This is a genomic window from Staphylococcus sp. MSU001 (assembly GCF_052976705.1).
Genome location: NZ_JBRIKK010000001.1, coordinates 125,791 through 137,969, shown reverse-complemented (window position 1 = coordinate 137,969; position 12,179 = coordinate 125,791). Strand labels below are relative to the sequence as shown.

Sequence of the window (12,179 nt, the reverse complement as noted above, 5' to 3'; positions counted from 1 at the left end):
AGCTATTGCCACTCCTATTCTTGATGTTTTTTCTTTGTTGTTTGATGTGATTTGAAAATTATACGTATTTAATGTTGATAATTTTGACAATGAATAACTTATACATTTGCTCAATAAAAAAGAGCAGATGTTCCGACCGTTTGATTTCGGTTTGCTCTTCATTTATCACAATAGCATTTTGAACAACAATTTATTTGTTCTAAACAATAATATCACTTTAAGATAACTTTGTGAAATTAATTCACGAAGTTTTAATAAAATATTTATATTTTTGATGGAGATGCTAATTGATATTAAAAAAACCAATGAACAATATCTAAATGAAATGTTCATTGGTTTATGGTTAGAGGTGACTTGCAATATATTTACTTGAAACGTATAGTTCATGTTCATTACAAATGGATAAAATCTCATTTAGTGTATGAGCATATGTCATCTCTTCAAAAAGTTTGTCTGTTTCGATTGGAACTTTCGTATATATTTCTGCGAGTGACTTTGATAAATGCAGATGATTTAAATTATTTGTTATTTTCTTCTGTTGAGCGGGAGTTAGTGATGATAAATTGTTCACTACATTTTCGACAGTTCCATGATTTTGAATCAATTTAATTGCCGTTTTTTCACCTATCCCTTTTACACCAGAATAGCCATCTGCAGTATCACCCATAAAAGCTTTAACATCTATTAATTGTTGAGGATTAAGCCCGTATTCATCAATGAAACGATCAAGCGTGTAACGTTGATAGATTGTAAAACCTTTTTTTATAAGCCAAACTTCTACATTATGATTAATGCATTGGAGTAAGTCTCGGTCTCCAGTAATGATATAAACTTCATGTTCTTGTGAATATGTTTCCGCTAAACTACCAATAATATCATCAGCTTCATAATTACGCTTACCAACATTTACAAAACCAAACTGATGGGATATTTCTTTAACATAATCAAATTGAGGTATAAGTTCATCAGGAGGTGCTGGGCGATTTTGTTTATAGCCATCATACATTTCATTTCTGAATGTTTCTTGCCCCATATCCCAACAAACTGCTACGTGAGTAGGTTCGATTTCCTTGATAGCGCTAAAAATATGTCTTACAAAACCTTGAATACCATTTGTAGGAATTCCTTTAGAATTGTACATAAATTGATTGTGTAAGCTTGTTGCATAAAAATGTCTAAATAATAAAGCCATTCCATCAACGAGCAATACTCTTTGAGGCATTTTTAATCCTTCTTTCTACTATAAAATATTGTCTAATTGTGTCGTTTTCAATTCTAGTTGTTGTATTAATGTGTCATCGATAGTGAATGAAAGTAACTCATCAATTTGTTGTTGAATGGATGTCTCCAACATTTGAAATTGATGTTCGGCAAGTTGAGTCATCTCATGGATATAATCATTTAATTGTCGGCGCAATGAGTTCAAATCATCTTGTAATAATTCAAGAGTTTGATTAGCTATGTGTACTTGTATATCCTTTTGTGACTTTGGATTAACTATTTTACGTTTAGTTAACTGTTTTGGTAGTGATTGCAACATTGAATTAAGTTCAATTTGAAGTAACGCCGTATCAACGAGTGATGGCTCAACATTAAATTTTGCATTTATAATAACATGAATCTGATTTAACTTTTTTATGACTGGTAGGATTTGTTCTTCTAGTTGTGAATTAAAATATTTTTTAATCCTTTCTGTGATAAGTGATTGCTCTAAGAATAAGCGTTGATGAATTTGATCTAAATATATTTTAGTTGAAATTTTCTTTTCCTCATTAAAGTCGTTATTTTGTGTCATCTGACTATTAAACACAGATTTAACCTCATCTAAAAGTTGTAGTTTTAACCGTTCATTTAGATGATATACTTGTTCTTCTACTTCATTGAAAGTACGTTGTGCAGTTGTATCAATCAACTCTTGATTTAATAGGGTTTGGTTTTTATAGTGATTTAATTTATGTTGTCTAGCTGATAATTTTGCGTTGTCATCGTGAAAATCTTTAATCATTTTTTTAAAGGAGTTATTCATTTGTTGCAATTGATAAGTCATCTGCTGCTCTAAAATTGTTCTAGATTCAACCTTTGCAAAGTATTGTATACTTTCTCTTAATTCATTTATGCCAATGTTATTCCCATTTAAACTTTGACGACTTGAAACACTATATATATCAGAGTGTAAGTTAACTTGCCCCAGTGCATCTGCAACATAATCCTCAACGGCTTGTATATCCTGTTTATCTTCAGCTAGGTCAACCGCATTAATTATCATTTTAAAAGCTTGATTTTCATTTAATTGATTCATATCTTTCATATGTTCGATAAAGGCTTTGTCGTTATCTGTAAATGAATGATTGAAGTAAGTTACATACAAAATAAGGTCAGAAGAAGTGAGAATTTGTTCAGTTTCATTCGTGTGTCTTTGATTATTGGAATGTAAACCCAGTGAATCAATAATGATTTTACCCTTAAGCCAATCTAAAGGTAGCTTAAGGTGTACAGTTTTCACGAAAGTGGCATACTCATCCTCGGCACTCCACTTTTTAATTTCTTCAAGCGATACTGTGTGTATAAGTGAATGTTCTAGCATTGACGTGTACATTTCATAATGTTTCTCAATTGCACTAATAAATGCAAGTTGGTTCTTTTCTAGTTTCGATTTTAACTTCTCTAAATCGCTCTCAATAAAGTTGTCTAAGGTGTTAAACGATATTTCATAAAATTCTAGTACATGATTAACTTCCTCTAGTAATTGCTCTTTAGATTTTAATGTGATTTGACTCTCTTTACCATATGATAATTCCGTCGTTGCCGCTGTTGTTGGATTAGGAGAACTAACTAAATAGTTATCACCTAGTAGAGCGTTGATTAAGCTACTTTTACCTGCGCTAAATGTACCAAAAACACCTACTTTTGTTATTTGATTATCGAGTCTCAGAATGGTATCGTAGATATCTTGTTTAGTGCGATCAAATAATGGTACATCTTTAACGATATCTAATGCACGCTTAATATCTTGATTAGATGTAACAAACTCTTTACGATGTTGTGTCTCATGTTTACGATGATAAGCAGTCGAATTTTCTTGTTTAAGTTCAAAATGAGTCTCTGTTCTTCCAATTAATTTATCTAAAGAATCGTCTAAATGTATATAGTAATGTTTGTAGTTGTGGGATGTAAGCGAATCCTTTAATGTGTTAAGTTCAATGTATCTATCATATTCATACCTATCTTCATTTTCATCATTCGATAATTCATTAACTTGTACATGATTGACAGCTTCTTCAAATAGTGGCGTTGACTCATTTTCTATTTTTTTATTCAAAGCTTTTATAACTTCATCTGAAAATGTTAAAACGTATGTGTTGCTAATGCTCGTTTGAGTTTGATATAGCTCTGATATAAGTGACGGAACGACGTCATAATCTTGATTTAGTATTTTTTCATTCACAGCATGTTTATTTATGAATCTAGTTAAAAATGACATATCTTCACGAAGTGGTTGTCGTACTTGTTGATTAACTTTCTCTTGCAATTGAGTGGTCGCCTCATTAAGTCGTTTGATTTGTTCTTCTTCTTTTTTCTTCTTTTTATTAAAAAATCCATTCACTTTAAAATCAGTTGCCATGCTTTCTAAATAATTCCGTAAAGATTCACGCATATCGTACGTCATGATATAAGCATTATCTAGTATATCTTTACGCTTCTGTTTTAAATAATTAAATAATTGATTAGAGTCATTGAGCAATTGTGCTTCTGCGCTGACTTCTTGATTTTGTTGAAATTGAATATATGCTTCCTCGAATTGTTCTTCATTAATTTGAAGGGTGTCAAGAATAGATTGCATTTCATTTTGAATGTATATGTATTGTGCATCGGTAATGAATTGAATTGTTCTATTAACATAGTCCTCTGTTGATTCACGATGTTGATCCATAAATACTAGAAAATTTGAAAGTTTGTCAATTTCATTCTGTGGATGATCAAACTTTGAAACGTAATAAGTATCTTGAAGTTTGATATCCCAGTCTTTGATTGATTTTTCGACTCTTGATTTAAAAGTTTCAAATGTAATTTCTTCTTCATTATGTTTATCAATCTGATTAATCACAAAAATAATTGGTATACCAGCTTCATTAATACGTTTCATAAATTTAAAGTTCAACGCTGATTGGACATGATTATAGTCTACTGTATAAAACAACAAGTTACTTGTATACATAAATTGCTCTGTACTCGACTGATGCGTTGCAACGTTAGAGTCAACACCTGGTGTATCTTGAAATGTAAACCCTAGATTAAATTTGTTTGATGGAAAATTAATTTCTATCGATTCTACATCGACATTTTGTCGATTCATTTGTTTAACATCGTTGTACGTTTTTAATTTTGTATATTGTTGTTGCGTAAGATTGGCAATGATTTCGTCTTCCTTGGCTACTGAAACGATAGCTGTATTGCTCGTTGTTGGTACTGGAGAACTTGGTAGTATATCTTGTTCTAATAACAAATTAATTAACGTTGATTTTCCAGCTGAGAAATGTCCTACAAATGTTGCGGTGTATTGATTTAAATAAACTTTTTTTATTACTTGATTAATGGTATTAATTAAAGGTCTGTTATTAGATTTTTCCAATTCTTTTTTTAATTTATATAAAGTATCTAATTGTTCATTTATTGCCATAAGTATTACCCCTTTAGTTCAGTGATAAATCACAGTATTTTTACTCGATTAAAGTAACAAAATCAGAATTCAAAATTATTTGAAAGGTAAATTAAATTTAAATGAAAAGTATCTGTAGCTAAATGATTATTGTGACTTTCATCAAAGATATTAAAAGTATAATAAATGAATTCTATCTTGTTTTTATAATTGAATGAAAGATAATCCCCTGTTTGAATTTAAGTAATATTGTACAATTTATTTTATGATAATTAGCAATAAATTCAAAAAAATAAGGCAGCCATGATGACTTGCCCTAAATTTAAGCTTATTTATCTATTTCAAATTCTATCATAATATTGATTGAAAACCCATGCATGTAGATACAAACTTTATACTAATTGAACCAAGCAGGTTTATTACCTTCTGTATTAGGTTTATTCACACCAATATTTTCTTTAGAGTGTAGTTCTGGGTTTTTGGCAATTTGTACTGCTAAAGATGCTACACTTTTACGTGATACTTCAGTACCTTTAAATGTTTCGTTCTTTGCTGTGATCTCATATACATTTTCATTTTTATCTGTAAGCCAGCCTGGACGTATTATGGTGTAATCTAAATCTGAATTTTCTATAATATCAGATGCTTTGCGGTAGCGATTCAATTTTTCGCCAAATTGTTCTTTATTCCATTGATTGAATGGTTCTGGTAGTTCATCATAAATACCAGGAGCTGCTACAAAAATCAGTCTCTTAACATTTTTGTTATCCATGGCTTTTACGATAGTTTCAGCTGGTTTATCAAGTGATCCCGATAAACTTGCAAAAACAACATCAACATTGTTTAAAGCACTTTCTAAATCCTCAATATTTTTAGCGTCTCCCTCATAAACTTTAATTCTATTAGAGGCGTAATCAGGTATACGATGCGCATTTCTCAAAAATAAATCAACATTAAATCTTGAGTTCTCTAGGAAAATTTTTGTCGCTTCGATAGATACTCTACCATTTGCGCCTACAATCAAAACAGTCTTCATATTTAAAAGCCCCTTTCTAATTAAAATATGATACATTTTTAGTATATGACTTATTTTTTAATAAAATTAAACACTCCTATTTAACTGTACTACAGTCAAGATAAGAGTGCGAATAAATAGTACTTGAATAATTACTATAATTACACAAGTATTATAAAATGTAAAATTTAATTTTTATTACTTTGCTTTTTACCCCAATACTGATAGTACGTACATTCAATATACCCGTTGAACAACTTTCGTCTTTTAGTCGCTTTTCGATTAACTAAGTATTCAAATTCTTTGTTACTTGTTAATATATAGGCCGATAAATGAGGATGTTGTTTCAAAAGTGTACCTATATAACGATACATTTCTTCAACTTCTTCACGATCTCCAATTCTTTCACCATACGGTGGATTGCCAACAAGTGCTACAGGCATGTCGGTATCAATAGACAAAGTATTCACATCTTTAACATTGAACTGTATGATATCTCCGAGACCAACTTCTTCTGCATTACGTTTTGCAATTTCAATCATTTCTGGATCAATATCAGAAGCATATACTTGTATGTCTTTATCATAGTCAGCTAATTGATCAGCTTCATCACGAAATTTGTCATAAATATTAGGTGGCATCATATTCCATTGTTCAGATACAAAATCCCTATTAAAACCAGGAGCAATATTTTGTGCAATAAGACATGCTTCAATAGCAATGGTGCCTGAACCACAGAAAGGATCAATTAAAGGTGTGTTACCATTCCAATTTGCTAAACGAATGAGGCTTGCTGCCAATGTTTCTTTAATGGGTGCTTCACCTTGAGCAATGCGATAACCTCGCTTGTTGAGTCCAGAACCAGCAGTATCAATGGTCAATAATACATTATCTTTTAATATTGCTACTTCTACAGGATATTTGGCGCCTGTTTCACTTAGCCATCCTTTTTCTTGATGAGCATGCTTAAGTCGTTCTACTATAGCCTTTTTAGTAATTGCTTGGCAGTCAGGTACACTGTATAATGTTGATTTTACACTCCGCCCTTGAACAGGGAAATTACCTTCTTTGTCAATTACGGTCTCCCATGGTAATGACTTTGTTTGCTCAAATAATTCGTCGAAAGTAGTAGCATTGAATCGACCCATTACAATTTTTATTCGGTCTGCGGTACGTAACCATAAGTTACATCTAACAATAGCACTTTCATCACCTTCAAAAAAGATACGACCGTTTTCTACTTGTGTATCGTAACCTAATTCTTGTATTTCTTTAGCTACAACTGCTTCTAATCCCATTGGACATACTGCTAATAATTGAAACATGACCGAGTCTCCTTTTAATTTATTGAATCAATATATGTATAATTTAATATTTATAAGTATTAATTAATTTAATTTTGAAGCGGAAAACCATAAATGTAAAGTGTATATTGTAATAAATTATTCTAAATCAATTATGATTTCAATTAAAAAAGCTCTCCATAAATGGGAGAGCTAAACTAGTGATGATATTTCTGTAAGCCATGTTCTGTTCCGTTGTACTCATAATGTGTACTAGTTACACTGGTACGTCGGTGGTAACCATCTGTCTACATATTTTTACTTTCGCGTAAAAATCGTCTCGTTTATACGTTGAATTCCGCTAAACAAGTGCTCCTACCCAATTTGGATTGCTCACTCGAGGGGTTTACCGCGTTCCACCTTTTATATTTCTATAAAAGCTACGTCACTGTGGCACTTTCAAACTATTCTAACCATATCAACTGACTTAGGTTATTTCATTGCCGTCAAATTAATGCCTTGATTTATTGTTTCATCAAGCACGAACACTACAATCATCTCAGATTGTGTGAGCATGGACTTTCCTCTATATTGCTATAGCGATTACCCGAAATATCACTTTTGAGATTATAACATAATTTTAAGTGTAAAGTCATAAAATTTATACGAAATAAGTAAAAATTTTATTTACCGAATACTGCTTTTTCAAGGTTTGAAATACGTTTTAAAATATCTACATTATTTGAAGCACTGCTTGAATTATTTGAAGAAAAGTTTTTATTGTCTTGTGGTCTTGATGTAGCAACACGTAATCTTAATTCCTCAAGTTCTTTTTTTAATTTGTGATTTTCTTCAGAAAGCTTTACTACTTCATTGTTCATATCCGCCATTTTTTGATAATCTGTAATGATATCATCTAAAAAAGCGTCTACTTCTTCTCTTCTATAGCCTCTTGCCATAGTTTTTTCGAAATCTTTTTCATAAATATCTTTCGCTGATAATTTTAATGAAACATCTGACATCTTTTTTTCCACCTCATTCGAAACTTTGATCTTGAGACCACTGCAAGTCGTTGATGAAGTCAGTGAGTTCATCAAACGTCACAATATCACAAGTATAGTTTGTTTTTTCCATAAATTCAACTAACATAGCCTTAAAGTATTTAGGGCTTGCCTCTTGTTCATCATCATAAATTAAAATAGTGTAATCGGTATGATCAAGCATGAATTGATCTGCTTGTTTAAATTGATAGGCACCCATATACTCAGTGTGATGAATGCTTTCAGTAAAATCGGCTTGTTGTATAATATTTGTATACTTAGCTTGATTCTTATCATTCCATCGTTGTGTATGACCTAGAAATGGTGTAATTATTCCTAGTTTAATATCTGGGAAGTCTTTTTTTAGTTCAATCACTACTTCAGCAGACCATAATTCTATACCCATTTGTCCTTGTATCAATACCCACTCTAAACCTTCATCTAAAAGATGTTTTAATTTATGAGCTATAAATTGCTTTAAATAATATACTTCTGGCGCATCGTCTTTATAGATATTCAGTTCAAAAGATTTATAGCCAGTAATATAAACAGTTTTAACCATTTTTTTCCTCACTAAACATAATTCGATAAAATATTTTTTAAATCGTACTGGGCACTTTTAAGTTTTTCGACAAATAATTTACGGCTCGTTCTAGGAAAATGACAATCTACAGAAAGCTTTTGTATATTTAATATCAATAGATCTAACTTTTGTTGGCTCATATATTGTGTTTCTGTAATGCTTTTTGAGTAAAAGTTGAGTGCCTCTAAATGATTATCAATATTTTTGACATAGGGTTCAACATCTTTATAAAAATCGAATGAACCGCCGTTAATTTTTACATGTTGATACCTATAATTCATTTCATCAATATCCTCTAACAATTGTTTAATGATTTGATACATTTAGATGCCTCCTACTTAATTAATTTAACATATTATAAATCGGAAAGTCATGGAAATATACATAGAGTAAAAAATTAGAAAATGATATTTTTGGTTTGTTAAATTCTATTAGTAATACTAAATAAAAAAATATAAAATTTATGGAATTTTATTAACTTGAAGATTACATTTATCTTTCATTTATGAAAGAAATCGTGACAGATTGGCATAAGCAAGTTAAAATAGTGATTGATGTATGTTTTCTTTGTGACATATACATTCAAATACGATAGTTTGTTTTAATTTTATAATTTTAAATAATCATTTAGTATAAAATAGGAACAAACTTGTGTGGTGAATTATGATGAATTATCCAAATGGTAAACCATACTCTAAAAATAAGCCTTTGGACGGACGTAAGAGTTCGCCATTTTCAAGTAATATTGAATATGGTGGACGAGGTATGACACTTGAGAAAGATATTGAACAATCGAATACTTTCTATCTTAAAAGTGGCATAGCAGTTATTCATAAAAAGCCGACTCCGGTTCAAATAGTTAATGTTCACTATCCGAAACGTAGTAAGGCTGTAATAAATGAGGCTTATTTTCGCACTCCTTCAACAACTGATTATAATGGTGTCTATAATGGATATTACATTGATTTTGAAGCTAAAGAAACTAAAAACAAAACTTCATTTCCACTCAATAATATTCATGCACATCAAGTAGAACATATGAAAAATACATATCATCAAAAAGGAATTGTCTTTTTAATGATACGTTTTAAATCACTTGATGAAGTGTATCTTTTACCCTATTCAAAATTTGAAAAATATTGGCACAGATACATTAATAATATTAAAAAGTCGATAACTGTTGAAGAAATTCGGAAAAATGGTTACCATATTCCTTATCAATATCAACCAAGATTGAATTACCTCAAGGCAGTTGATAAGTTGATATTAGATGAAAGTGAGGACCGCGTATGACGGAAAATAAAGGGTCTTCCCAACCTAAAAAGAACAACAATGGGAAGTCCAATGGAAAAAAGAATAGGAATGTAAAGAGAACGATTATTAAGATTATAGGTTTTATGATTATAGCCTTTTTCGTTCTATTGCTACTCGGTATTTTGTTGTTTGCTTATTATGCGTGGAAAGCTCCAGCATTTAGCGAATCAAAATTAGATGATCCAATTCCAGCAAAGATTTACGATAAAAACGGAGAACTTGTAAAAACACTTGATAACGGACAGCGACATGAACATGTGAATATCAAAGATGTTCCTAAAGACATGAAAAATGCTGTTTTAGCTACTGAAGATAACCGTTTCTACCAACATGGAGCATTAGATTACAAACGTTTATTTGGTGCCATTGGTAAAAACTTAACAGGTGGATTTGGTTCGCAAGGTGCGTCTACACTTACACAACAAGTTGTAAAAGACTCATTCTTGACACAACAAAAATCTATCGGTCGTAAAGCACAAGAAGCTTATCTTTCTTATAGATTAGAACAAGAGTACAGCAAAGATGAAATATTCCAAGTTTACATGAATAAGATTTATTATTCGGATGGCGTTACTGGAATTAAGGCCGCCGCTAAATATTACTTCAACAAAGATATGAAGGATTTAAATTTAGCTGAAGAAGCTTATCTAGCTGGTTTACCTCAAGTTCCTAACCTTTACAACATTTACAACAATCCTAAGGAAGCTAATAATCGTAAAGATACTGTGCTTTATCTTATGCATAAACATAACCGTATTAATGATAAACAATATGCGGATGCTAAGAAGATTGATCTTAAAGCTAACTTAGTTGAACGTACTAAAAAAGAACGTCAAGTCACTGGAAATGAAAAAAATCCTGAGTATGATTCTTACGTTAATTTCGTTCAATCTGAATTAATGAATAACAAGTACTTTAAGGATAAAAATTTAGGTTCAGTTCTTCAAAGTGGTATAAAAATTTATACTAATATGGATAAAGATGTTCAACAAACGTTACAAGATCGAATTAACAATGGTTCTTTCTACAAGAATGAAGACCAACAAGTTGGTGCAACAATTCTAGATAGTAAAACTGGTGGATTAGTTGCGATCTCAGGTGGACGTAATTATAAAAATGTTGTTGAAAGAAACCAAGCTACTGACCCTCACCCTACTGGTTCATCATTAAAACCTTTCTTAGCTTATGGACCTGCAATAGAAAATATGAAGTGGTCAACAAATCATGCGGTTCAAGACGAATCATCATATTGGGTAGATGGTTCTCAATTCAAGAACTATGATACTAAGAGTCATGGAACAGTATCTATCTATGATGCATTGCGTCAAAGTTTCAATATTCCAGCTTTAAAAACTTGGCAACAAGTTAAAAGTCAAGCTGGTAATGATGCACCTCAGAAATTTGCATCTAAATTAGGATTGGATTATAGTGGCAAAATTGGACCTTCAGAAGTATTAGGTGGATCTTCATCAGAATTCTCACCTACTCAACTAGCTTCCGCTTTTGCAGCAATAGCAAATGGTGGTACTTATAATAACGCGCATTCAATACAAAAAGTTGTTACTCATGAAGGAGATACAATTGAGTATGAACATACGAGTCACAAAGCTATGAAAGACTATACATCATATATGTTAGCTGAAATTCTTAAAGGTACATTTAAAGCATATGGTTCGGCTTATGGACATGGTGTGTCAGGCGTAAACATGGGTGCGAAAACTGGTACTGGTACGTATGGACAAGAAATATACGAAAAGTATAATTTACCTGATAATGCTGCCAAAGATGTTTGGATCAATGGTTTCAGTCCAGAATATACTATGTCGGTATGGATGGGCTTCAATAAGGTTAAACAATACGGAACAAATTCATTTATCGGTCATTCAGAACAAGAGTATCCACAATACTTGTATGAAGATGTAATGTCTAGTATCTCATCTAAAGATGGTGAAGATTTCAAAAAGCCTAATGATGTACAAGGAAGTTCACCGGACAGTCTATCTGTATCAGGTCATTCTGATAATAATACTACTAACCGTAGTGTTCATGGAAGTAGCGATACATCTTCTTCATCAAATGGTGGCTCTAACTCAGCATCAAGTGGAAACAGCTCGAATAGTTCAAATGGTGCCAGTCAAGGTAACTCGGGCAATACATTTACACGTCTATTCAATTTAAACTCTATATTCGATTATAAAGTTTCATAAATAATTAAAATTAAAGCTCCAATTTCAAGAAAATGAAATTGGAGCTTTTTCTGTCCTAGAAAAGTAAATTTAGCATGTGC

The 12,179-nt window shown here is 31.4% G+C and carries 9 protein-coding genes and 1 other RNA gene; 2 read left to right on the top strand and 8 right to left on the bottom strand.

The window, feature by feature from the left end; genetic code table 11:
* Positions 1–343 precede the first annotated feature (343 nt).
* The 8 genes from ACVBFA_RS00690 to ACVBFA_RS00655 form a co-directional block, all read right to left on the bottom strand.
* Positions 344–1,222, bottom strand: a complete 879-nt coding sequence (locus ACVBFA_RS00690; RefSeq protein WP_002446451.1) for a 5'-3' exonuclease — start codon at positions 1,220–1,222, stop codon at positions 344–346.
* A gap of 18 nt (positions 1,223–1,240) precedes the next feature.
* Entirely contained in the window at positions 1,241–4,678 is a 3,438-nt protein-coding gene (locus ACVBFA_RS00685) for a dynamin family protein (RefSeq protein ID WP_002486999.1), read from the bottom strand.
* Positions 4,679–5,054: 376 nt separating this feature from the next.
* The gene (locus tag ACVBFA_RS00680; RefSeq protein WP_164539695.1) at positions 5,055–5,693 is read right to left on the bottom strand and encodes an SDR family oxidoreductase; all 639 of its coding nucleotides are present in this window, start codon (positions 5,691–5,693) and stop codon (positions 5,055–5,057) included.
* Positions 5,694–5,860: 167 nt separating this feature from the next.
* Positions 5,861–6,997, bottom strand: coding sequence for a THUMP domain-containing class I SAM-dependent RNA methyltransferase (locus ACVBFA_RS00675; protein WP_002446454.1), 1,137 nt, complete (start codon positions 6,995–6,997; stop codon positions 5,861–5,863).
* Between the two features lie 189 nt (positions 6,998–7,186).
* Positions 7,187–7,570: RNase P RNA component class B (gene rnpB, locus ACVBFA_RS00670), an RNA gene on the bottom strand.
* A gap of 68 nt (positions 7,571–7,638) precedes the next feature.
* A complete protein-coding gene (gpsB, locus tag ACVBFA_RS00665; protein WP_001831034.1) occupies positions 7,639–7,977 on the bottom strand; it encodes a cell division regulator GpsB in 339 nt (112 codons plus the stop codon).
* A 13-nt stretch (positions 7,978–7,990) separates the two neighbouring features.
* Positions 7,991–8,557, bottom strand: a complete 567-nt coding sequence (locus ACVBFA_RS00660; protein WP_002456190.1) for a DUF1273 domain-containing protein — start codon at positions 8,555–8,557, stop codon at positions 7,991–7,993.
* A gap of 11 nt (positions 8,558–8,568) precedes the next feature.
* A complete protein-coding gene (locus ACVBFA_RS00655; protein WP_002446455.1) occupies positions 8,569–8,901 on the bottom strand; it encodes a YppE family protein in 333 nt (110 codons plus the stop codon).
* A 343-nt stretch (positions 8,902–9,244) separates the two neighbouring features.
* Between ACVBFA_RS00655 and recU the strand changes: the two genes are divergently transcribed.
* Both recU and ACVBFA_RS00645 read left to right on the top strand, forming a co-directional pair.
* A complete protein-coding gene (gene recU, locus ACVBFA_RS00650; protein WP_002457677.1) occupies positions 9,245–9,871 on the top strand; it encodes a Holliday junction resolvase RecU in 627 nt (208 codons plus the stop codon).
* Entirely contained in the window at positions 9,868–12,099 is a 2,232-nt protein-coding gene (locus ACVBFA_RS00645; RefSeq protein WP_002487004.1) for a transglycosylase domain-containing protein, read from the top strand. Before recU ends, ACVBFA_RS00645 begins: the two co-directional genes overlap by 4 nt.
* Positions 12,100–12,179 lie beyond the last annotated feature (80 nt).

Excerpts from the sequence above, each read along its gene's own strand:
- ACVBFA_RS00685 (WP_002486999.1), bottom strand. The coding sequence starts at position 4,678 with ATGGCAATAAATGAACAATTAGATACTTTATATAAATTAAAAAAAGAA.
- ACVBFA_RS00680 (WP_164539695.1), bottom strand. The coding sequence starts at position 5,693 with ATGAAGACTGTTTTGATTGTAGGCGCAAATGGTAGAGTATCTATCGAA.
- ACVBFA_RS00675 (WP_002446454.1), bottom strand. The coding sequence starts at position 6,997 with ATGTTTCAATTATTAGCAGTATGTCCAATGGGATTAGAAGCAGTTGTA.
- gpsB (WP_001831034.1), bottom strand. The coding sequence starts at position 7,977 with ATGTCAGATGTTTCATTAAAATTATCAGCGAAAGATATTTATGAAAAA.
- ACVBFA_RS00655 (WP_002446455.1), bottom strand. The coding sequence starts at position 8,901 with ATGTATCAAATCATTAAACAATTGTTAGAGGATATTGATGAAATGAAT.
- ACVBFA_RS00660 (WP_002456190.1), bottom strand. The coding sequence starts at position 8,557 with ATGGTTAAAACTGTTTATATTACTGGCTATAAATCTTTTGAACTGAAT.
- ACVBFA_RS00690 (WP_002446451.1), bottom strand. The coding sequence starts at position 1,222 with ATGCCTCAAAGAGTATTGCTCGTTGATGGAATGGCTTTATTATTTAGA.
- recU (WP_002457677.1), top strand. The coding sequence starts at position 9,245 with ATGAATTATCCAAATGGTAAACCATACTCTAAAAATAAGCCTTTGGAC.
- ACVBFA_RS00645 (WP_002487004.1), top strand. The coding sequence starts at position 9,868 with ATGACGGAAAATAAAGGGTCTTCCCAACCTAAAAAGAACAACAATGGG.